This window comes from Gemmatimonadota bacterium (assembly GCA_016714015.1).
Lineage (GTDB): Bacteria > Gemmatimonadota > Gemmatimonadetes > Gemmatimonadales > Gemmatimonadaceae > Pseudogemmatithrix.
This window is the reverse complement of record JADJNZ010000006.1, coordinates 296385-319226: the sequence shown is the minus strand read 5'-3', so window position 1 is coordinate 319226 and position 22842 is coordinate 296385. Positions and strand designations below refer to the sequence as shown.

Sequence of the window (22842 nt, the reverse complement as noted above, 5' to 3'; positions counted from 1 at the left end):
TCAGGGCGCCACGCGCGGGATCCACCCTGGCCGCACGTAGCGTGACGTGTTCCAGACCGCCGGATCGACCGGTGGGTCGAGCGTCACCTCGGTGTAGTACTCACCCTGGACCTCCGCTCCACCGCGGAAGACGTGCACCTCGCGCTCGATCCACACGCCGTTCATCAGCACGTGTCCGGACACCTGGATGTCGGTCAGCGGCTGTCCCGGTGCCGCCTCGAGCATGCGCACCAGATGCAGTCGTTCGGCATCGAGCCAGAACTGCGAGACGGTGGTGTCGCCGCTCGTCGCGCCGACGATCCAGACCGGCCGATCACGAAAGCGGCCGCTCGAGACCCGCGAGAGGTCGAAACCGTGTGCACGCAGTCGCGCGACGGTCTCCGGGACCGGCGCGGTGAAGGCGTCCATGATGAGCACCGCGAGGATGTTCCCCACGGCGCGCCCGCCGACCCGCTGCCCGCGCCGGAAGTTGATCGTCGAATCGCCGATGAACATGAAGGCGTTCATGCTGTCCACCGGCGCGACGTCGATGCGCAGCTTCCCCGGCACCTCGACCGTCTCGTACCAGGTCTGGTCGGGCCGGCCGGGGAAGGTCGTGCGTTGCACGAACGTCATGGTGCGATACCAGCGGCCATCGTACCGAGCGCGCATCGACTCGACGACCGCCTCGCCCGACCGCGGCGGCGCTTGCGCGCCGGCGCGGGGAGCGAGGCCGGGGCCGACGACGAGTCCCATGACCAGGGCGATCGCCGCCCGCCCCTGACGCACGGTCACTGCTGGCACCGTCCGTTCGGATCGGTCCGCGGCTTGTCGACCACCGGGCGCGCCTCGCTGTTCGCGACGCGGACGCCCAGCGCGGCGATGAACGAGGTCACGCGCGCGTAGTGCGGATAGTCGAGGTACTGCGGCTCATCGGTCACCTGATGGTAGTCCGCATGCCCGCCGGTCGTGAAGAACACGATCGGGATGTTGTACCGCGCGTACATGTAGTGGTCGCTGCGGCAGAAGATGTTCTGCGGATGCCCGTTGGCGTCGAGCGCGTAGTCGAACTTGAGCCCGTGGTTCCCGTCGCGGTTCTCCACCTCGGCCCAGTCGCCCAACTGCGTCGAGACGCGGCGCGAGCCGATGAGCTGCACGTAATCCGGGTTGCCGCGGATCTGCTCGCCCTGCAGCGTCGACCCGGTGACGTCGTCCGCGGTGCCGCGGCCGATCATGTCGACGTTGAGCTGGGCGATGATCGAGTCCCGCGGGACGGTGGGATGGTCGGTGAAGTACTGCGATCCGAAGAGCCCGAGCTCCTCGCCAACATGCCAGATGAAGAGGATCGAGCGCTTCGGCCGCGAGGTGCGGGTCGCGAGGTACTCGGCGATCTCGAGCACGCCCATCGAACCGCTCGCGTCGTCGTCGGCGCCGTTGAAGATCGTGTCCACGCGCGCACTCGCGCCGTTGGTCGCCCGCCGCACCTGCGCGAGCGCGGCGTTCACCTGCGCCTGCTGCTCGCTCGTGAGGTCGGGATCCGCCGCGTCCGCGCCCTGCAGGCGGAAGAGGTGGTTCACGATGTACATCGAGTCGTTCGCGACCGCCGGCCCGGTCCCGACGTGGTCGTTGTGCGCGCCGATCGCGACGTAGCTGTTGCGCAGGCGCGGATCGCTTCCCCGGAGGACGGCGACGACGTTGCGCGCCGGCGAGCGCGAGGGGGTGTTGCTCCACTTCACCGTGCCGCGCACCGGCGTGCCGGCGGTGCCCGGGGTCGCCGCGGCGAGCGGGCGACCGAGCATCGCCTCGGCCATCGGGCGCGTGACGTAGACGTAGAGCGGCAGTGGCGGTGCCGGTTCGCCCATCAGGAAGGCCGAGGGCTGCTGGTAGCCGGCGAGCGTGGCGGCGGGGATCTCCTCGCGCGCGACGATCGCGATGCCGGCGGCGCCCGGGTACGCCTGGTTCACGAGTCCGCGATTGGGCGTGTGCGGCGGGTTGCCGGGGAACGTGCCGGAGAAGGTGACGATGACGAGCTTGCCGACCGCGTCCTGCGCGCTCAGCCGCTTCGTCGCGTCGGCGAAGTCCCCGGCGTACACGACCGGGACGCCGTCGATGGAGCGCTCGCCCGTGCCCTGGTCACGCGGCACGAAATCGACCCAGGGACGGAAGGTCTTCCCGCCGGCGACGATGTTCGCCGTCTCGTCCAGCTTGCGGTCCATCCACGGCAGGGACTGGAAGTAGGTCCCGTTCTCGCCGGCGGGCTCGAGGCCGAGCCGCTTCATCTCGGCGGCGATGTACTCGACGCCCATGACGTTGCCGGGCGTGCCCATGAGCCGGCCCTGCATCGAGTCGGCCGCGAAGCGATAGACGCGCGACTGGAGGTCGGCGACGGTGATGTCGCCGGTGGTCGCGGTCGGTGTGCGGGTGGCGGGGCGGCGCAGCGCGGCCCAGGGCTCGGCCTGCTGCGCCGTGAGCGCGGCGGGAAGGGCGAGGAAGGCGAGGACGGTCGCGCGCGTGAGGAAGCTCGTCATGGGGCGCAGGAAGGGTGTGGGAGACGTGGGCGTCGATCGTTGGACACCGCGGAACGCGGGACGGTTCGCCTGTCCACGAGGGTACGGCCCCGCGCGCGGCGGGGTTTCGGGGCGAGTTCGGCCTAGGGGTCGGAGGGCGCGTCGGGCGCGGCGAGGGCGCGCGCCATGATCCAGTCCCGCTGCGGGTCGATGCCGACCGTGAAGATCTGCTCACCGACGACCGCGAGGCCACGCTTCTCATAGAAGGCGATCGCCCGGGGATTGCGCGTGAAGACCCCGAGCCAGAGCGCGTCCGCACCGCGGCGGCGCGCTTCCGCTTCCACCGCGTCGAACAACCGATGCGCCACGCCGGCGCCGTGATGCGCTCGCGCGACGTAGAAGCGCTTCAGCTCGATCGGGGCGGAGCCGGTGACGACCGCGGGTGCCTGCGTGGAGGCCACGTGCGCGTACCCGATGAGCGTCGCCGTTCCCCGCTCGTCGGTGTGCTCGGCGAGCAGGACGGTGCTCGCCGGGTCGGCGATCTCGGCGGCCTGGCGGGGTGGGCTGTAGTGCGCCGCCAGATGTGCGGCCATGTCCTCCGCGGTGTTCTGATCGGCGAACGCATCGCGGAAGGTCTCCGCCGCGAGGTGGCTGAGGGCAGCGGCATCCGCGGCGCGCGCGCGTCGCACGGTGATCATCGGACCGGAGGGGCGCTCGGGCATGGAGCGAATGATACGCGGGCGCGGCCGGTGCTGGGCTATGCGGACCCCGCGATCACCGCGAGGATGGTGCCGAGGACGACGAAGGTGCCGATGAACAACACGAGCGCGATCGAGGGGCCCGTCCGGATGAACGAGGTCTGCGACCGGAGATCGGGATGCGCTTGCAGATCGACGTAGGCGGCGCGCCCGCCGATGCAATCGGGGGCGCCGCCGGGCCGCGCGAGCGCGATCGCGCGCGAGAGCCAGAGCGTGTCGCCGCGCGTCTCGTGCACGGTCCCCTCGATGATGCGCACCGCGCATGTCGTGGCCGGCGCGCCCGGCGTGACGAAGACATGGACATCGAAGGTCCGCGGCGCCGAGAGCTGGATCGTCAGCGGCAGCGGAGGATGGCGATGGGTGGACGCGCAGCCGGACGCCGCAAGGACGGCGACGCCGAGGAGCAGCAGTCGACGAGCACTGTTCATGTCGGGGGTCCGAGGATTGCCATGATCGTGAGCGCGACGCCGAACGGGATCGCGAGGAGCACCGCGCCGAGCGTGCGCCAGGGATGCCCGCGCACGGTCACGGCCTCGACCGATGGCTGCTCCGAGAGGACCACGAGCCCACTCCGTCCGCGCAGGCAGTCCGGCGCGCGCGGCGCGCGTCGCATCGTGACGGCGTCATCGAGCACGAGCGTGTCGGCGCGGACCTCGCGGACGATCGCGCGCAGGTGGCGGACCTGGCACGGCCGCATCGCGGGGGTCTCGGAGTCGAGGACGTGGACCACGAACGGCCGCTCGGCCGCGAGCTGCACTGCGGGGCGCGTCACCGGGCTGCGCTGCGTGAAGGCACATCCGGATCCGAGCACGAGCAGTCCGGCGAGCACGATGGTGGGCCGCATGTGCGGGTACCTCGGGTGGGCGGACAACGCAGGGACGCGATGCCGGAAAGTGGCACCGCGTCCCGCGCCAGCGCTACCGTCGCGCCGACCGCTTCGCCTACCGCTCCCGGTTGGCGTCCGAGGTCCGCCGGTCCGGCAGGCGTTCGTACGCACGGACGAGCCGGACGAAGTCGGCGCGATAGCCCCATGGGTCGCGTCCGAGGGCGCCCTCGGCGAGTGCACGCGCCATGCCGCTGCTGGCCGCGCCCTTGTACTCGGAGTCCCGGAGCACCATGCCGAATGCCGCGACCGCCTGCGCGAAGCGGAAGTCCTCCGAGGCGACCGTCACGCGGTCCGGGACCGCGAGTTCCATCGGCACGCTCACCGAATCCTGCGGCGCCTTGTAGCGAAGGCGGACGAAGAGCAGCTCCTCCGAGGCCACGAAGGTCGCGGACTCGGCGCGGACGTACCGGAGCGAATCGGGGATCGGCGCGCGCTCCGCGTCCGACGCGCCCACGGGGATGACCTCGTAGAGGGCCGTCACGGAGTGTCCGGCGCCCATGTCGCCGGCATCCTTCGCGTCGTTCTTGAAATCCTCGTCCGCGAGCACGCGGTTCTCGTAGCCGATCAGCCGGTATCCCGCGACGCGCGACGGGTTGAACTCGACCTGCAGCTTCACATCCTTCGCCACCGTGACGAGGGTCCCGCCCATCTCCTGCACGAGCACCTTCCGCGCCTCGAGGGGGGAGTCGATGTACGCATAGTTGCCGTTGCCCTTGTCGGCGAGCATCTCCATCCGGTCGTCGTGCAGGTTGCCGGCGCCGAAGCCGAGCACGGTGAGCGCGGTCCCCTCGGCGCGCCGGGCCTCGACCATCCGTTCCAGCTCGGCGTTGCTCGTCGTGCCGACGTTGAAGTCGCCATCCGTCGCGAGGATGACGCGGTTGTTCCCGCGCGGGATGTGGTTCGCCTTCGCCACGTCGTACGCGAGGCGGAGCCCCGCACCACCGGCAGTGGAACCACCCGCCTCGAGCCGGTCGAGCACGTCGAGGATCCGCTGCTTCGCATCACCGGAAGTGGACGGGAGCGCGAGTCCCTCGCTGCCGGCATACACGACGATGGCGATGCGATCCTGCTCGCGCAGCTGGCCGACGAGCAGCCGGAAGGCCTGCTGCAGGAGCGGCAGCTTGTCCGGGCTCTGCATCGACCCGGAGACGTCGATGAGGAAGACGAGGTTGTTGGCCGGCGCGGTGGCCATGTCGATCGCGCGTGCCTGGAGCCCGATGCGGACGAGCCGGTGCTCCGGCGCCCATGGTGCCGCGGCGACGTCGGCGTGCACGGCGAACGGCCGCACGTCGTCCGGGGCCGCGTAGTCGTACGCGAAGTAGTTGAGCAGCTCCTCGATGCGCACGGCGTCGGCGGGCGGGTGCTGCCGGTCGACCGTGATGATCCGGCGCAGGTTGCTGTACGACGCGCGGTCGACGTCGATGCCGAAGGTCGAGCGCGGCGCCACGCGTGGCGACCGGAAGGGATTGTCCACGATGCGCGCGTATTGCTCGCCGCTCAGGTCGCGGTCCTCGGCGCTGCGCGATCCCCTGATGGGGAGGTCCGCCAGGCTGGTCCGCGCGCGGAGCTGGATCGCCGGCGCGCTGCCGCCGTAGAGCGCGCTCGCCGCCGCACCCTTGGTCACGATCACCTGCTCGAGTCGCAGCACGTCGGGTGCGAGCGCGAAATCGGCGGTCGTGGAGTCCTGCACGAGCGTGAGACGGCGCTCCTGCGGCACGTAGCCGATGGCGCGCGCCCGGACGACGATCGTGCCGCCGCGCTGCGCGGCGGGGAGGATGAGGCGGTACCGACCCTCGGCGTCGGTGCCGACGGAGACGCGTGCCGCCGGCACGACGACGTTCGCACCGAACAGCGGCGCGCCGGCCGTGGTGGTGATGCGGCCCGCGACGACGAGGTCCGCGGCCGGCGCCGGACGATCGAGCGGGATGGGCACGACGAGATGACTCAACGCGAGCACGGCACCAGCGAATGCTGCGGCATGCATGGCGACTCCTGCGTGGGTGGGGTCGGACGACGTGCGCGGAACGCACGTCCCTTTTCCCTCGCTACCCACCTATGCGAACGGCCGTCACGCGTGTGACGGCCGTTCGCCTGCGGAGGTACTGCTCGTCCTATCGCTGCTTCACGAACCGCACGTCGCGCGTGCGTCCGTTGCCCGCGTAGAGGCCGATGATGATGCCGTTGCGATCGCGCTCGAAGACGACGGTCGTCCCGTCCCCCGCACCGAACCGATCGCGCGCGCTCGGGGTGATCACCGCCGGGTCGGTCCGGCGGTTCAGCACCGTCAGCTTGCCGTCCTTCACCACGAGGTCGTAGAAGGTCTCGAGCTCCTCGCTGAAGTAGCGTCCGGCGTACGCGGCGAGCTCATCCGGCGTCGGCGCCCACGGCTTCTCGCCGTCGCCGACGAGGCGCGTCGCCTTCTGGTCGCCGTTCTGATGAAGCGTGAGTCCGGTCACCTTCCCCTGCGCATCGCGATGGAAGGTGATCGTCGCCGGCACGACGCGCAGGTCGAAGGTCGAGTCGGACATCGGGAAGATGCGGATCGCGCCCTGGCCGGTCGCCTGCGTGCGGAGCGTATCACCGGACCGCGTGAAGGTGAGCACGAATTGCGGGGCAGCATCGAGCGCATACCGGCCCACGAACGCGTCGAACTTCTTCACATCCCACGCCGACGCGTCGAACGCCGAGGACGCGGCAGCGGCGGTGGTCGGCGCGGCCGGCCGGAGCTCGGGGAGGAACGCCGCGGCGATCCGGAAGGCGAGGCTCGCGTCGAACCCGCCGTCGTTGCTCTGCACCGTCACGCCGGCGTCGAGGTCGGGATAGACCGCGAGCATCGAGCGGTGCGAGATGTCCGCGCCGCCGTGATGGACCCGCTTCTGCGTCCCCTGCTTGTCGATGAAGAGCCCGAAGCCGTACCCGGTCGGCTTCCCGTCGGTCAGGACGAACGAGGTCATCATCTGCGCGATCCCCGCCGCGGTGCCGACGCGCGGGCGCTGGTAGTTCTCCGCCCACTTCTGGAGGTCGGCGAGCGTCGTGTAGATGCCGCCGGCGCCCATCGAGCTCGCGAGGTCGCCGAGGTCGCGCCAGGTGTCGTCGGCGCCGCGCGAATAGCCGGTCGTCGCGCCACGCACCGTGCCGTGGCGGTCGGCGCGCACGACGGTCTGCGTCATCCCGAGCGGACCGAAGACGCGCGTCGCCATGAACTCGGGGAAGGGCAGCCCGCTCTTCCGCTCGACGATCATCGCCAGCATCGCGAAGGCGGTGTTGTTGTAGTTGAACTCCGCCCCTGGCGCGTTCTGCAGGGCCGGCTGACGCTGCACCGACCCGAGGATCTCGTCGCGCGAGAGGAAGTCGCCCTCGTCCATCCGACGCGCGGCGAGGAGCATCGCGTTGTAGACCTCGCGGTAGCCGCTCGTGTGCGTCAGGAGGTGGCGCACCGTGACGACCTTGCCGAGGTCGGGGATCTCGGGGAGGTGCGTGCGCACGTCGTCGTCGAGCGAGAGCTTCCCTTCCTCCACGAGCAGCATGATCGCGAAGGCGGTGAACTGCTTCGACGTCGAGCCGATGTTCGTCGGCGTCGCCGCGGTGAAGGGCACGTCGTAGGCGAGGTTCGCCATGCCGTAGCCCTTGGCGAAGAGCGTGCGGCCGCCCCGCCAGACGGCGACGGCGGCCCCCGGCCCGTCGCGACGGTCCCAGGGAGCCAGCAGCTGGTCGACGAGCCGCTTCGGGTCGGTCGAGAGCGGCTCTCGCGCGACGAGCGTGAGCACGAACTCGCCACCCGCCGAGTCGGGGAACACCTGGATGACGTGGGGTCCCTTCGCGACCGTCTCGACCTGGACGCGCTCGGTGCCGCGCCGCAGCTCGTTCCGCACGGTCAGCGCCGCGTTGCGCGGTCCCATCACGCGCACGATCGCGTTCACCGAGCGCTGCTCGACGGTGAGGCGGAGCAGCATGCCGGAGTCGGCATCGATGGTGTAGCGCGCCGTGTCGCCGCGGACGAGCGTCCGCTCGACGGGGCGACCGACGGTCAGCGGGACCTGCGCGAAGAGCGGAGCGGCGGCGGGGAGGAGTGCGAGGGCGAGGAGGCGGCGCATGCAGGGGCTCGGGGAGGAGGCGGTGGGGACGCCTGCGAAACTACCCGGGGACCCCGCGTTCGGCCATTGTCAATCGGCGCGCCTCACGGCCACGCATGCCGTCGCAAGCGCTCCACGCCATCCGCATCGGCGACCGCCAGGTACACCGCCCGCGCTCCGAAGCCGACGATCCGCTCGGCGAAGGGGAGCAGCACACGCCCCGCGATCTCGCCGCGACGCGAGACGATGTCGTATCGCCGCATCCGTGACTCCGCGGTCGGGAGTCGTTCGACCATCAGTCGTCCGTCGGGCATCGCGAGCACCGCGCTCCCGTCGATCCTTTGCGAGGGCATGGTGAAGGGCGGGATCACGTTCGGCCAGCCGCTCACGGCCGACACATCCGTGGTGGGCGGCCACCCGCGCATCTGCTGCATCGCCTGCAGGTACGCCTGACGCTCGCGCGCGGACATCGGCGGTCGTGTCGTGTCGAGCGGGCGCCCGATCGCGCAGGCGCGGCCCGGCGCGCACCAATCGACTCGGTACGGATCCGTTCGCGCGATGGCGATCCATCCGTCGGCGAAGACCGCGACCTGATCCTGCACCTGGAGCCCGAGAGCGTAGCGGCGCTCCGCGGGGGCGCCGCCCCCCGCGGCGGCGACCGCCGGAGGTGACGGCGTCACGCCCGCACCACGCTCCCACTGTGTGGGCGACCCGAGCCGCGTGATCGTGTCGACGCGGAGCGACGGACGCGCCACGCGCACGAGCAACAGCGAGTCGTCGAGCGTCGGCCGACCGCTCGCGTCTCGACCGAACTGCACGACGCCGATCCCGCCCCTCGTGTCGCTTCCCATGATGGGCATCATGCCCACGGCGCGGACGGTCGGATCGCCGGGGCCGAGCGTCGCGACCACCTCGACGCCCCGCAAGAGGAGCCAGCGCGGCGCGAACGGTTCCTTGAGCAGGGTCGAGTCGCCTCCGAGCGGCCAGAGGCGCCCGACCTGTCGGTACTCGCCGGGGCCATTGCCCGTGCGGCCGACCGCGAGCGATGTACCCGCGCGGAAGTCGACGGCGACGAGCACACCATCCTTCTCGTCCGTGACGAGGACGCGCCCGTCGGAGAGCTCGCGCATGCCGGCGACCACGGTGAACTCGGCGGGGTGCGTCGCGTTCGCCGGCGAGAGCCGGACCGGAGGCACGGTGGGCGTGCCCTGACCAGCGAGCGCGCGGGATACGAGGAGGACCGCGCTCGCGGCGATCGCGAGGGGCGAGTGAAGCGACATCGGAAGGCTCCGGGTTCGGAGGGTGGCGATCTTCGGACCCATCATGCACCGGAAAGATGTCGTCGAGATGGCCCCTGCATTAGAACTCGATGAACCGCGTGATGGCGTGTCGTCTCCCGCGCCGTGATATTGCGGGACCGTCCATTCCCAGAGGCCCCCATGCGCCACCGTCTTCCCGCCCTCGTCGCCCTCGCGGTGACGCTCGTTGCCCCTCTCGAGGCGCAGGCCCCGGACGCCATCCCCGCCCGCTATCGCGACGTCGCGAACCGGATCATCGCGGCGGCCGAGGCGGACTCGGTGGGCGCTTGGGACCGCATCGCCGAGCTCTCCGACCGCTTCGGGCACCGCCTCTCCGGCTCGGCGGCGCTCGAGCAGGCGATCGACTGGGTCGCGGCGACGATGCGGGCCGACGGGCTCGCCAACGTCCGCAAGGATCCGGTGATGGTCCCGCACTGGGTCCGTGGCGCGGAATCGCTCGAGCTCGTCTCGCCCCGTCGCATGTCGCTTCCGATGCTCGGACTCGGCGGCAGCATCGCGACCCCGCCCGGCGGGATCACCGCCGAGGTGATGGTCGTCGGGACCTTCGAGGAGCTCGCGGCCCGCGCGAGCGAGGCGAAGGGGCGGATCGTGCTGTACGACGCCGAATGGCGCGACTACGGGTTCAACGGTGCCTTCCGTCGGCAGGGCGCGATCGCCGCGGCGAAGGCCGGCGCGGTGGCCTCGCTCGCCCGCAGCGCCGGCCCGTACTCCATGCGCACGCCGCACACCGGCAACATGGCCTACGACTCCACCGTCACGCGCATCCCGCATGCGAGCGTCACCGCCGAGGACGCGATGATGATCCGCCGGATGATCGCGCGCGGCGAGAAGGTCCGCGTCACGCTGCGCATGAGCGCGCAGATGCTCCCGGACGCGCAGAGCCACAACGTGATGGGCGAGCTCGTCGGCCGTGAGAAGCCGTCGGAGATCGTGGTGATGGGCGGCCACATCGATTCGTGGGACGTCGGCAGCGGCGCGATGGATGACGGGGGTGGCGTGGTCGTCGCGTGGGAGGCGATCCGGCTCCTCAAGCGCCTCGGCCTCACGCCGCGGCGCACGATCCGCGTGGTGGGGTGGACCAACGAGGAGAACGGGGGTCGCGGTGGCGCGGCGTACCGCGACCAGCACCAGCGCGAGGTGCACCAGCTCGCGATCGAGTCGGACGGCGGCGTCTTCGCGCCCACCGGCTTCGGCTTCACCGGCCCGCCGGCCGCGCGCGCAGCCATCGAGGCGATCGGGTCGCTGCTCGCACCGATCGGGGCCGGCACCATCGGGGCCTCGGGCGGCGGCGCGGACATCGGGCCCATCATGCAGACCGGTGTCCCGGGGATGGGCCTCAACGTCGACGACTCGCGGTACTTCTGGTTCCATCACACTGACGCGGACACGCCGGACAAGCTCAAGCCGGCCGAGGTGCGCCGAGTGGTCGCCGCGATGGCGGTGATGGCGTACATCGCCGCGGACCTGGAGCAGTCGCTACGGCAATAGCGCGGCGACCGCGCGCCGGTCGACCTTCCCGATGGGGAGGAGCGGCAACGAGGCGAGGAAGGTGAGACGCTTGGGGACCTTGTAGGGCGACAAGCGCGCGCGGAGCGCATCGAGCAGCGTCACGGCGTCGAGCACGGCCCCTGTGTCCGGCTCCACGACCGCATGCCCGATCTCGCCCCACAGCGGATCGGGGCGGGCGATCACCACCGCGCGCGCGACGCCCGGCATCGCGTCGAGCGCGATCTCGATCTCGCGCGGATACACGTTGTAGCCACCCGACTTGAACATCTCGGAGGTGCGCCCGATGAGCCGAAGCGTGCCGTCCGCCCGCCACTCGCCGATGTCGCCGGTGTGGAGCCAGCCGTCGCGCAGCGCACGCGCCGTCGCGTCGGGCGCGTCGAGGTAGCCGCTGAACAGCATGTCGTCGCGCACGAGCACCTCGCCCTCGGACGAGAGGCGCACCTCCCGGGTCGGGTCGGGCCAGCCCGCGCCGTCCACCAACGACGCGGCGGGTGCGCCGAGCGGCGCCATGGTCACGGCGCCGACGCTCTCGGTCTGGCTATAGTCGGTGCCGAGGCGCCCGGGGAAGAGCGCGTCGAGCCGCGCGACGAGTGCGGCGGACGCGGGTCCGCCCGACCAGACCACCGCGCGCAACGACGTGAGGTCGTGGCGCGCCGGATCGTCGTTCGCGAGCACCAGGTCGAACATCGTCGGCACCTGGTACCAGAAGCTCACCCGCTCGCGAGCGATCAGCGCGAGCGTGTCCGCCGCATCGAAGCGCGGCACGCAGATGAGTGTGCCGCCGGAGACGAGCGTCGTCACCGACAGGTCGCCCACGCCGCCGATGTGATTCACCGGCACGTTGAGCAGTGTCCGGAACGGTCCGTGCGCCCAGGCGGCGACCCTTCGTCGCCCCGCCGCCAGCAGCGCGCGCTGCGAAAGGCATGCGCCCTTCCGCTTTCCCGACGAGCCCGACGTGTACACGATGAGGGCCGGTGCGTCGGGATCGGAGACGTCGGGCACCCCGGCCGGCGGGCCCGCGAGCAAGTCCTCGTGGTCGACGGCACACGCTCTCCACGGGTCGTCGATCGCCTCCGTCGCCGTCCCCGGCGCGACGATCACGCACGCGGGGTGCGCATCGTCCAGCGACTCGGCGAGCTCCGACGCCGTGCTCCGCGGATTCAGCCCGAGCCACGTCGCTCCGATCCGGACCGTCGCGAGGAACGCCACCCAGTATGCCGATCCCGGTGCCGTGAGCATCGCGACGCGATCACCCGCGCGCACACCCCGCTCGCGCAGGCCGGCCGCGGCCCGTTGCACCGCCGCATCGAGCGCGGCGTAGGTGAGCCGCGCGTTCGCATCCACCACCGCTTCGCGGTCGGGCGGCGCGTGCGACACATGATCGGAGAGGCGGCGGTGCCGCGGCGCGACGTCGGCGAGTCCGACGAGCGGGTTCGGTACGCTCATCCGATCGTGAGCAGGCGCGCCGGCGTTTCGACGAGGATCCGCTGGACGTCCGCCTCGCTGAAACCGCGACGACGCATCAATGGCACGACGTTCCGGAGGAGGTGCCCGTACCCGTGCCCACCGAGCGTGCTGAGCCGCGAGCGGTAGCAGATGTCCTGGCTGATCGCGATCTGGTCCAGGTGGCCGCGCGCCTTCAGCCGCCCGAGGGTCGCGACGCGCATGCCGTCGTTCGGCATGTCGATGTCGGCGAGCTTGTAGTACGTCGTCTCCATCCCGAAGAGGTCGAACTCGAGCACGATGCCGGTGTCCGCGAGGCGGAAGAGACGGTCGTCGTCGAAGATCGTCCGATCCAGATGGCTCATCACCACCCGCGACATGGGGACGCCGCGTCCCCGCAGGAAGTCCGCGACCTCCTGCGGCTGGTCGGGATGCCGACCCGGGTGGATCGTCAGCGCGGCGCCGCTCTCCTGCATCGCGAGCACCGCGCCCTCCATCACTCGCCGCTCCAGCGCGGTCCACGGCGCTTGGCATCCGATCTCGCCGATGATCCCCGCCCGGATCTCCGAGCCCCACGCCCCGTCGCGCAACTGCCCGAGCATCTCCGTCGCGAAGCTCTCCACCGTCCGCCCGGCGTTCCCCGGCGCCTGATAGTCGTCGACGTACCAACCGCATCCCATGACGATGTGCACGTCGGCGCGTCGCGAGACCTCGGCGAGACCTCGCGGATCGGGATGCAGGCCGCCACAGGACAGATCCACGATGCTGCGCCCGCCGTCCGCTCGCAGGTGCGCGAGCTCGGCCGCCGCGAGATCCACCTGGTCGAGCACGAGATTCCCGGGCGCGTGCACCTCGCCGTAGTCGATCGCGAAGCGCTCGGGGAGCGGGATGTCGTAGCCGCGCATCCCGTCGCCGCGCCAGGCCGGCGGGCGGATGTCGCACAGCACGTGCTCATGCAGCAACGTGGGGCCGAGCGCGTCGGGGGCGATCGGCCCGAGTACGGTCTGGACGTGGCCGGCCATGGGTTACCGCGCCGCCGCGCGCGCGAGCGGTCCGAGCGGCGAGCGCGCGTCGAGGGGATCCGCCGCGTAGAGGGCGCGATACCAAAGGAGCGAGACGAACTCCGCGAAGGCCTCGTCGGTCGGGGCCACTTCCGCGACGAGCGAGACGAGATGCGGGTCGCGCGTGGTGAAGAGCTTCCGCACGAGTTCGTCCATCATCCCGCCGAGCGCGTAGGCGACGAGTCGCACGTCGGTCTCGCGCACACGCGCCGCGGGGAAGCGGTGCAGTACGGCGGCGGAGATCCGCCGATACCACTGGTCGTTCGCATCGGCGAAGAGGCGCGCGAAGGTGGGCTCGTCGTCGGCGAGCTGGAGCAGGCAGCGGACCAGCCCGGCGTTCCGGCGCGCGGCGGCGATCCAGTCGCGGTTCGCCGCGTGGATCGCCGCGTATGCGCTCCGGCCCGTGGGGCGCTCCGTCGAGGCGGGGCGGGCGAGGAAGTCATCGAGGAATGCCCGGAGCACCGCGGTCGTCAGCGCGAGCTTGTTCTCGAAGTAGAGATACAGGACCGGCGGCGTGACCTCGGCGCGCGCGCAGACGTCGGACACCTTCATCTCGCGGTAGCCGACCTCGTTGAGCAGATCGATGGTCGCGAGGAAGATCCGGTCTCGCGTGCGTTCCCCCTTCGTCCGGCCGGTGACGGCCCGCTGCCGTCCGGCGACCGTGTCGCGGAAGGCGACGCCGGACGGCGCGGACGGGCGCGCGGCCCGCGCCCGGGAGGCCGCGCGTCGGCTCATCCCTGCGCCTCCCGCCAGGCGCGCGCGTACGCCGCGCGCGCACGCTGGAGCCCCGCGAGCGCGAGCGGCGCGGTGAGCAGCGGCAGCAACGCAAGCGACCACCCGACCGCTGCGTCGTCGTGGAAGATCCGCTCGGTGCCCAGCGCGACGAGCAGCGGACCGAGGCTCAGGCCGAGCAGGTTCGAGACCAGCAGGTAGAAGGCCACCACTTGCCCTCGCATCTCCGGAGGCGTGACCATCGCGAGCGAGGTGCTCGCGATCCCGTACGGATAGCCTTGCACCAGCGCCAGGGCAACGGCGGTCGCGGTCGCGATCGCCAGGCTCGGCGCGAGCGCGAAGGCGGGGACGACGACCGCGAATGCGAGCACCCCGCCGATCGCGGCGACGATCGGCGCGTCGGACCGCCCGCGCGAGGCGAGACGGTCGACGAGCCACCCCGCGCCGAGGACGCCGAGCGGGCCGGCGATCAGCATGCCGAGTCCGAGGCGAACACCTGCATCGGCCGACGCGATGCCGTGCACGCGGACGAGCACCGTCGGCGCCCACGCGAGCGATCCGTACGCGAGGACGGTGACCGCGGTGAAGGCGACGATCACCCCCCCGTAGATGTCGCGCCGTGCCCACATCCATCGGAGCGACGCGACGAGCGGCAGCTGCGCTGCGGCGGGGGCCGACGTGCGGCGCGGCTCATCGGCGAGGAGGAGCAGGGCGGCGACGAGCCATCCCGGTGCGCCCACCACGAGGAGGACCGCACGCCATCCCGCGGTGATCCCGAGCGCCCGGACCCAGGCGAGGTCGCCCGCGTCGAAGGCGGCGAGGAGCCAGCCGCCCGCGAGCAACGCGAGCGCCGAGCCCGCGAAGATGCCGGCCTGGAAGAGCCCGATGGCGCGACCGGCGCGTGATCGGGGGAATCGGTCAGCGAGCAGGGAGACCGCGGCGGGGGCGAGCGCCGCCTCGCCCACGGCGACCCCCATGCGCGCGAGGAAGAGCAGGGCGTAGCTCCCGGCGAAGGCCGAGGCGATCGTCATCGTGCTCCAGAGCGCGATCCCGGCGGCCATCAACCGAGGCCGATGGGTCCGGTCGGCGAGTCGACCGAGCGGGAGCCCGAGGACGGCGTAGAGGCTCGCGAACGCGAGTCCCTGCAACAAGCTCATCTGCACGTCGCTGATGCCGAGGTCGGCGCGCATCGGCTTCACGAGCAGCGTGAGGACCTGCCGGTCGACGAACGAGAGGCAGTTCGCCGCGAAGAGCAGGAGGGCGAGCCCCCACGCGCCCGCCTCGTGCCGGTCCTCCGCGGGCGACTCAGCCATCGGTCCGCTCATGCGCGCGGGGATCCGAGACCCAGAGCGAGAGCCAGTCGGCGACCAGCGCCGGCCGTCCCGCCCCTTCGACTTCTACCGTGACGCCGAAGCGGAAGAACTCGCCCGTCCCGCGCGGCTCGGCAGCGAGCAGTCGGACTCGGCAGCGGATCCGCGAGTCCACCGGCACCGGTGCGAGGAATCGCACGCGATCGAAGCCGTAGTTGAGCGGGAAGCCGGTGCGGGCGCTGTCCCCGGCGATCGCGTGCGCGGTGATGTCATGGAGGAAGTGCGTGAGGAGCGAGAGCGTGAGGAATCCGTGCGCGATGGGGCGGCCGTACGGGCTGTGCGTGGCGCACCAGGCGGGATCGTTGTGCAGCGGCTCGATGTCATCTGTGGCCGCCGCGAAGGCGTCGATCCGCGCCTGCGAGATGGGCAACCATGCCGAGACGCCGAGCTCCTCGCCGACACGATCACGCAACGTGGCCCGGGCCACCTCGTCGGCCGCGAGCGGCCCCCCGCGGGATGGACCCTCGGGCATCGCGGCGTCACGGCGGTCGGTCAGGCGATCCTCGGCAGGTTGACTTGTCGGAAGAAGCTAGTGACGTTTCCGAAATAAGCTAGTGACCACTAGGAAACGGGAGCGACGATGACAGGGCTCGGTCGACGGAGGGTGGCGGTGCGGCGCGCGACGCTCGGACTCTCGTTCGGACTCTCGCTTGGTCTCGCGTTCGGCCGGCTCGTCGCGCAGACGCCCGATGCCGTCGAAGTGCGCTATACCGCCTACGGGATGCCGCATGTGCGCGCGACGACGCTCGCCGGCGCCGGCGAAGGGTACGGGTGGGCCTTCGCCCGCGAGAACCTGTGCCTGATGCTGGAGAAGACCGTCACCCTCGCCGGCGAGCGCAGCCGGTCCATCGGGCCCGACAGTTCATACGTCGACGACTTCGTCGGCGTGCGGCTCACCAATGTCGAGAGTGATGCCGTCCACCGGTATCTCCTCGATCCGGCCGCAGTCGACGCCGCGCGCCGCGCCGCGTCGGCGGATGTCCACGCGCTCGTGCGCGGGTATGTCGCGGGGTTCAACCGGCACGTGCGCGCGGCGGCACTCCCGGGTGAGGCGTGCCGTGCGCAGCCCTGGTTCCGGCCGCTCACCGAGGAAGACATCTGGCGGCGCATCACGCAGGTGCCGCTCATCATGACGTCGATGCTCCTCATCAAGGAGATCGGCGTCGCGGCGCCGCCAGGGCGTTCCGACGCGGGAGCCGACGCCGCCACGGAGAGCGCACGCCCGGACGCGCTGCGTGCGCTCGCCGCGTTGGGCGGTCCAACGGGCGGCAGCAACGCGCTCGCCGCCGGCCGCGCCGTGCTCGGCGCGTCCGGCGGCGGGTTCACGTTCTCGAATCCGCACTTCCCCTGGCGCGGCTCCGAGCGGCTCTACGCCATGCATCTCACCGTGCCCGGGCGGCTCGACCTCTTCGGGTCGACGCTCTACGGCGTTCCCGTCCCGATGATCGGCTTCTCGGAGTCGATCGGCTGGTCCGACACGCACACGACCGACAAGCGCAGCACCATCTACGAGCTCACGCTCGATCCCGCCGACCCGACACGGTATCGCGTCGGCGACTCGACCCTCGCGATGCGGGCAGTGGTCGTCGAGATCCCCACCGCGGGCGGTCGCCGCACGCACACGATCTGGGAGACGCGTTACGGTCCGGTGATCGTGACGCCCGCCCTCCCCTGGACGCGTGACCGCGCCTACGCGTTCGCCGACCCCGAGCGGGGCAACGTGCGGATGGCCGACACGTTCCTCGCGATCGCGAGCGCCCGGTCGGTGCACGACATCCGCGATGCGCTCGTCCGGCATCAGGGATCGCCCTGGTCCAACATCACCGCCGCGGACCGGCACGGCGAGGTGCTCTTCGCGAACATCTCCGTCGCCGGCTACGTGACCGATGCGCAGCTCGCGCGGTGCCGCGTCACCAGCGCTGCGCGCGCGTACGAGAACCTCGCCGACGTCACGGTCCTGAACGGATCCGATCCGCAGTGCGCGTGGACACGCGACCCGCGCGCGCCGCAGCCGGGGATCATCCCCGCCGAGCTGCGGCCGTGGACCATCCGGCAGGACGTCACGCTCAACTCGAACGACAGCCACTGGTTCCCGAGCCCGATGCCCGGCGCGACGCTCGAGGGCTATCTGCAGGTGATCGGACCGGAGCGCACGGCGCGCGGGGAACGGACGCGGATCGCGTCGCTGTATGCGCGCGCCCACCTCGGTGCGGCGGCTGAGAGGCTCACACCTGCCTCCTGGGAGGCGCGCTTCTTCGCGTCGCGCAACCTCCTCGCCGAACTGGTGCTCGACGACCTGCTCGCGGACTGCCGCGCGACTCCCCGCGTCACGCTGGTCGACGGCTGGGCCGCGGACCTGACCGAGCCGTGCCGCGTGCTGGCGGCGTGGGACCGCACCGACCGGCTCTCCTCCCGGGGATCGGCCCTCTTCGCCGAGTTCGCGCGCGGATTCGAGCGCATCCCGATGACCGGCTTCGCGTGGGCGCCGCGGTTCTGGCGGGTGCCCTTCGATCCCGCCGACCCGGTGGGTACTCCGCGCGGATTCGTCGCCTCGGACGAGACGCGTCGGATCCTCGCGCGCGCCGCGCTTCGCTTCACGGGCGCGTCGCTCGCGCTCGACGCACCATTGGAGGCGCTCCAGTCGACGACCCGCGGAGGGCAGCGGCTCGCGCTCTCGGGTGCGAGCTACACCTATCACATGGTCTCCCCGGCGGCCTTCGAGCCCGCCAAGGGGATCACCGAGATCTACCACGGTGACAGCTACATCCACGCCGTGACCCTCGGCGCCGGGGGGCCCACGGGGCGGTTCATCGTCACCTACTCGCAGTCGACCAATCCGGCATCGCCGCACTTCGCCGACATGACGGCCGTGTACGCACGCCAGGAGTGGATCGACGTCGCGTTCACGCCCGAGGCGATCGCGGCGGCGCAGGTGGGCCCGCCGGTGCGCTGGGTGCGGTGAGGCCGTCGCGGGTGGCTGGCCACGCTCCCGCAGTATCTTCCAGCGATGCCCGCCACCAACACGACCTCCCGCATCCTCGTCGCCGGCGGCGGATTCCGGACGCCCTTCCTCGCGTACATGGCGGCCCTCACCGGCAAGGTCCGTCCGCGCATCTGCTACCTCCCCACCGCCGTCGGCGATTCGCCCGAGGCGATCAATCGCTTCTACGCCGACTGCGCGCCGCTCGCCGTGGAGCCGCACGTCCAGCGCGTCTTCATCGAGAGCCTGACCCAGACGGAGGATTGGGAGGAGGTCCTCCTCTCCATGGATGCGATCGTCGCCTCCGGCGGCAACACGCTGAACCAGCAGGCCATCTGGCGCGCGCAGGGCATCGACCTCGTGCTGCGCGAAGCGTGGGAGCGCGGGATCGTCCTCGGCGGCGCGAGCGCCGGCGGCCTCTGCTGGTTCGAGGAAGGCACCACCGACTCGCGGCCCAAGCGCCTCTCGGTGGTGAAAGGCCTCGGCTTCCTCAAGGCGAGCCACTCGCCGCACTACGATGGCGAACCTGGACGGCGTCCCCTCTATCAGGAGCTCATCGGCTCCGGGGCGCTGCAGCCGGGATACGCCTGCGACAACGACGCGGGGATCCTCTTCGAGGGCCAGACGGTCGCCCGCGTGGTGCACACCCGCGAGGACGCGAAGGTCTACCACGTGAGCGCGGTCGACGGCGAGGTGTTCGAACGGGAACTGCCCGCCGAGATGCTCGAACTCACGATCCGCCGCGAATGACGGAGATGCTGGATCGGTGAACCGTCGGGAAACCGATGAGGGCTCGCGTAGCTTTACTGAGTGAGAGGATGGACACTCAGTCCCGTACGGAGCGAACGATGAACGGCAAGAGCGGTGAGAACGGCGGCAAGTGCCCCGTGATGCATGACGCCCCGAAGGCGGCGACCGCCGGCGGCACGACCAATCGCGACTGGTGGCCCGAGCAACTGAACCTCGGCATCCTCCACCAGCATTCGTCGCTCTCCGACCCGATGGATGCCGGCTTCGACTACGCGGCCGAGTTCGAGACGCTCGACCTTGACGCGCTGCGGAAGGACCTCGCCGCCCTCATGACCGACTCGCAGCCGTGGTGGCCCGCCGACTACGGGCACTACGGACCGCTCTTCATCCGCATGGCGTGGCACAGCGCGGGCACCTATCGCACCGCTGATGGCCGCGGCGGCGCCGGCAACGGCTCGCAGCGATTCGCCCCGCTCAACAGCTGGCCCGACAACGGCAACCTCGACAAGGCGCGCCGCCTGCTCTGGCCGGTCAAGCAGAAGTACGGCCGCAAGATCTCCTGGGCCGACCTGATGATCCTCGCCGGCAACGTCGCGATGGAGACGATGGGCTTCAAGACGTTCGGCTTCGGCGGCGGTCGCGCCGACATCTGGGCGCCGGAGGAGGACATCTACTGGGGCGCCGAGGCCGAGTGGCTCGGTGACAAGCGCTACTCCGGGGAGCGGGAGCTCGAGGATCCGCTCGCCGCGGTGCAGATGGGGCTCATCTACGTGAACCCCGAAGGTCCCAACGGCAAACCGGACCCGCTCGCCTCTGCGCGTGACATCCGCGAGACGTTCAAGCGCATGGCGATGAACGACGAGGAGACGGTCGCGCTCACCGCCGGCGGGCACACGTTCGGCAAGATGCACGGTGCGGGCGATCCGGCCCTCGTCGGACCGGAGCCCGAGGCCGCGCCCATCGAGGAGCAGGGCCTCGGCTGGAAGAACGCGCTCGGCACCGGCAAGGGCGCCGACACCACGACCTCAGGGCTCGAAGGAGCCTGGACGCCGAATCCCACCACGTGGGACCACGGCTACTTCGACACGCTCTTCGGGTGGGAGTGGGAGCTGGTGAAGAGTCCCGCGGGTGCCTGGATCTGGGAGCCGACCGACAAGGTGAACGCGGCGATCGTCCCCGACGCGCATCGGCCCGGGAAGAAGGTGCTCCCCGCGATGTCCACCGCCGACATGGCGATGCGCATGGACCCGACGTACGCCGCGATCTCGAAGCGGTTCCATCAGGACCCGGCGGCCTTCGCCGATGCGTACGCGCGCGCCTGGTTCAAGCTCACGCACCGTGACATGGGGCCGCGCGCGCGCTACCTCGGCGCACTCGTGCCGCAGGAAGAGCTCATCTGGCAGGATCCGATCCCGGCGGTCGATCACCCGTTGATCGACGCGCAGGACAGCGCGTCGCTCAAGGCCGCGATCCTCGCGACGGGAACGCCCATCGCGCATCTCGTCTCCACGGCGTGGGCATCGGCGTCCACCTTCCGGGGATCGGACAAGCGCGGCGGCGCGAACGGCGCACGCATCCGGCTCGAGCCGCAGCGGAGCTGGGAGGCCAACCAGCCCGCGCGGCTCGCGAAGGTACTCGGCGCGCTGGAGCAGGTGCGGGCGGCGTTCGATGCGGCGCAGACGGGCGGCAAGCGAGTCTCGCTCGCCGACCTCATCGTCCTCGGCGGTTGCGCCGCGATCGAGGCGGCGGCCAAGAAGGCGGGGCACGACATCACCGTGCCGTTCACGCCGGGCCGGATGGACGCCGCGCAGGAGCAGACCGACATCGAGTCGTTCGAGGCGCTCGAACCGACCGCGGACGGGTTCCGCAACTATATGAAGACGGAGTACAGTGTCGCGGCGGAGGCCCTGCTGGTGGACCGCGCACAGCTGCTCACATTGACCGCGCCCGAGATGACCGCGCTCGTCGGCGGTCTGCGGGTGCTCAACGCGAATCATGGTCAGGTGCAGCACGGCGTGTTCACCAAGCGTCCGGAGACGCTCACGAACGACTTCTTCGTGCACCTGCTCGACATGGGGACGGTCTGGCAGCCGGCCGCAGGGTCGTCCGGGGTCTTCGAGGGACGTGATCGCGCGACCGGTGATGTGCAGTGGACCGGCACGCGCGTGGACCTGGTGTTCGGGTCCAACTCGCAGCTGCGCGCGCTCGCCGAGGTGTATGCGAGCGTCGACGGCGAAACGCGGTTCGTGCAGGCGTTCGTGGCGGCATGGAGCAAGGTGATGGAGCTGGACCGGTTCGACCTCGCCTGAGCGGGTGGTCCGCGCGCGCGGCGCGGACTAGCCCGTACGTGCGATGGGTTTCCCGTCGCGACGCAGGGCAGGGAAGGTCCGCGTCGTCGCCCGCGGCTCGCAGTTCCTGGACTACGCGTTCTTCCTGCTCTACGCGCTGCTCGGCATCCGGCTCGTGCTCGCGCTCATCGCCGCGCGGTCGGGGACCGGCTTCGTGCGATTCATCGCCACCATCACCGATCCCTTCTACGCGCCCTTCCGCGGCATCGTCGAGAGTCCGACGACCGACGGCGGCAACACCCTCGTGGTGCCGATCATCGTCGCGCTCGTGGCCTATGCGCTCCTGCATGCCGCGGTGAACGCGCTGTTGCGCATGGTGGGGACGCGCAAGACGGCGATCTAGCTCGCTTGCGTGCCGCAACGGGTCCGCGTGCTTCGCACACGGCCGTCTCGCGAGGACGCGTCGGCGGCCGGCCAACGCGCGATGCCATCGCGGCGTACCTTCACACGGTACCACGCCGGCGACCATTCCGCCGTCGCCCACCCGTCACCCCCTCGTCCATGCGACTCGTCCGCCTCGTCGCCACCTCGCTGTGCGCGACCCTCGCCGTTCCGCTCGCGGCGCAGCAGGCCCCGCGCGCACCGCTCGCCGGCTCCGTTCCGCTCACCTTCCCCACCGACGACCCGGTCCTGAAGCGCATCTGGACGGTCGGCATGGACAGTTCGATGACCGAGCGTCTCGGTCAGGTCATGTTCGACTCCATCGGGCCGCGGCTCACCGGCAGTCCCGGCTACGCGTCGGCGAGCGATTGGGTCGTGAGCCAGTACAAGCAGTGGGGGATCGACGCGCGGCGCGATACCTATGGCACCTGGCGCGGGTGGCGCCGCGGACTCTCGCACATCGACCTCGTGGGGCCGCGCGCGCGCACGCTCGACGGCACGATGCTCGCCTGGAGCCCCGGCACCAAGGGCCGCCCCGTGACCGCCGAGGCGATCATCCTTCCGAAGTTCAAGGACAGCACCGAGTTCGTGCGGTGGCTGCCGCAGGCGCGCGGCAAGATCGTGCTCCTCTCGCCGGCATGGCCGACCTGCCGCCCGTCGGAGGACTGGTTCCGCTTCGCGACCCCGACCTCGAAGGCGCGCATGGACTCGATCGTGAGCGTCATGCAGGCCGACTGGGCGAGCGA

18 protein-coding genes are annotated in these 22842 nt (G+C 71.2%); 5 read left to right on the top strand and 13 right to left on the bottom strand.

Annotated elements, in window-relative coordinates; all coding sequences use genetic code 11:
• The 8 genes from IPJ78_13715 to IPJ78_13680 form a co-directional block, all read right to left on the bottom strand.
• Complete coding sequence (locus IPJ78_13715) at positions 1–774, bottom strand: hypothetical protein (GenBank protein MBK7907601.1); 774 nt, start codon at positions 772–774, stop codon at positions 1–3.
• On the bottom strand, positions 771–2507 hold the full coding sequence (locus tag IPJ78_13710; GenBank protein MBK7907600.1) for a M28 family peptidase: 1737 nt from the start codon (positions 2505–2507) through the stop codon (positions 771–773). Before IPJ78_13710 ends, IPJ78_13715 begins: the two co-directional genes overlap by 4 nt.
• A 122-nt stretch (positions 2508–2629) precedes the next feature.
• Positions 2630–3208 (bottom strand): GNAT family N-acetyltransferase, encoded by a 579-nt coding sequence (locus IPJ78_13705; GenBank protein ID MBK7907599.1) that lies wholly within the window; start codon positions 3206–3208, stop codon positions 2630–2632.
• 35 nt (positions 3209–3243) lie between these two features.
• Complete coding sequence (locus tag IPJ78_13700) at positions 3244–3672, bottom strand: hypothetical protein (GenBank protein ID MBK7907598.1); 429 nt, start codon at positions 3670–3672, stop codon at positions 3244–3246.
• The gene (locus tag IPJ78_13695; protein ID MBK7907597.1) at positions 3669–4088 is read right to left on the bottom strand and encodes a hypothetical protein; all 420 of its coding nucleotides are present in this window, start codon (positions 4086–4088) and stop codon (positions 3669–3671) included. The genes IPJ78_13700 and IPJ78_13695 overlap by 4 nt, the downstream gene beginning before the upstream one ends.
• A 97-nt stretch (positions 4089–4185) precedes the next feature.
• The gene (locus tag IPJ78_13690; protein MBK7907596.1) at positions 4186–6114 is read right to left on the bottom strand and encodes a von Willebrand factor type A domain-containing protein; all 1929 of its coding nucleotides are present in this window, start codon (positions 6112–6114) and stop codon (positions 4186–4188) included.
• Positions 6115–6241: 127 nt separating this feature from the next.
• A complete protein-coding gene (locus IPJ78_13685; GenBank protein MBK7907595.1) occupies positions 6242–8224 on the bottom strand; it encodes a serine hydrolase in 1983 nt (660 codons plus the stop codon).
• 83 nt (positions 8225–8307) lie between these two features.
• A complete protein-coding gene (locus IPJ78_13680) occupies positions 8308–9483 on the bottom strand; it encodes a hypothetical protein (GenBank protein MBK7907594.1) in 1176 nt (391 codons plus the stop codon).
• A gap of 159 nt (positions 9484–9642) precedes the next feature.
• Here IPJ78_13680 and IPJ78_13675 point away from each other — a divergent pair, with 159 nt between their 5' ends.
• Positions 9643–11010 carry a M20/M25/M40 family metallo-hydrolase gene (locus IPJ78_13675; GenBank protein ID MBK7907593.1) on the top strand — a complete coding sequence of 456 codons (1368 nt, stop codon included), beginning with the start codon at positions 9643–9645 and terminating at the stop codon, positions 11008–11010.
• On the opposite strand, the gene IPJ78_13670 is transcribed toward IPJ78_13675, so the two are convergent.
• Genes IPJ78_13670 through IPJ78_13650 form a run of 5 tightly spaced genes read right to left on the bottom strand, consistent with a single transcriptional unit; the run spans position 10999 to position 16109 of the window.
• Positions 10999–12477, bottom strand: coding sequence for an AMP-binding protein (locus IPJ78_13670; protein MBK7907592.1), 1479 nt, complete (start codon positions 12475–12477; stop codon positions 10999–11001). The genes IPJ78_13675 and IPJ78_13670 overlap by 12 nt on opposite strands.
• The gene (locus tag IPJ78_13665; protein MBK7907591.1) at positions 12474–13496 is read right to left on the bottom strand and encodes an aryldialkylphosphatase; all 1023 of its coding nucleotides are present in this window, start codon (positions 13494–13496) and stop codon (positions 12474–12476) included. Before IPJ78_13665 ends, IPJ78_13670 begins: the two co-directional genes overlap by 4 nt.
• Before the next feature lie 3 nt (positions 13497–13499).
• Entirely contained in the window at positions 13500–14270 is a 771-nt protein-coding gene (locus IPJ78_13660; GenBank protein ID MBK7907590.1) for a TetR/AcrR family transcriptional regulator, read from the bottom strand.
• On the bottom strand, positions 14267–15580 hold the full coding sequence (locus tag IPJ78_13655; GenBank protein ID MBK7907589.1) for an MFS transporter: 1314 nt from the start codon (positions 15578–15580) through the stop codon (positions 14267–14269). Before IPJ78_13655 ends, IPJ78_13660 begins: the two co-directional genes overlap by 4 nt.
• Positions 15573–16109 carry a MaoC family dehydratase gene (locus IPJ78_13650; GenBank protein ID MBK7907588.1) on the bottom strand — a complete coding sequence of 179 codons (537 nt, stop codon included), beginning with the start codon at positions 16107–16109 and terminating at the stop codon, positions 15573–15575. The genes IPJ78_13655 and IPJ78_13650 overlap by 8 nt, the downstream gene beginning before the upstream one ends.
• A gap of 138 nt (positions 16110–16247) precedes the next feature.
• On the opposite strand from IPJ78_13650, the gene IPJ78_13645 reads away from it, so the two are divergent.
• The 4 genes from IPJ78_13645 to IPJ78_13630 all read left to right on the top strand — a co-directional run bounded on the left by IPJ78_13645 (position 16248) and on the right by IPJ78_13630 (position 22058).
• Positions 16248–18599, top strand: coding sequence for a penicillin acylase family protein (locus tag IPJ78_13645; protein MBK7907587.1), 2352 nt, complete (start codon positions 16248–16250; stop codon positions 18597–18599).
• 45 nt (positions 18600–18644) lie between these two features.
• Positions 18645–19367 carry a peptidase E gene (locus IPJ78_13640; protein MBK7907586.1) on the top strand — a complete coding sequence of 241 codons (723 nt, stop codon included), beginning with the start codon at positions 18645–18647 and terminating at the stop codon, positions 19365–19367.
• A gap of 98 nt (positions 19368–19465) precedes the next feature.
• Positions 19466–21676, top strand: coding sequence for a catalase/peroxidase HPI (katG, locus tag IPJ78_13635; protein ID MBK7907585.1), 2211 nt, complete (start codon positions 19466–19468; stop codon positions 21674–21676).
• A gap of 43 nt (positions 21677–21719) precedes the next feature.
• Positions 21720–22058, top strand: a complete 339-nt coding sequence (locus IPJ78_13630; GenBank protein ID MBK7907584.1) for a YggT family protein — start codon at positions 21720–21722, stop codon at positions 22056–22058.
• Positions 22059–22842: the final 784 nt, after the last annotated feature.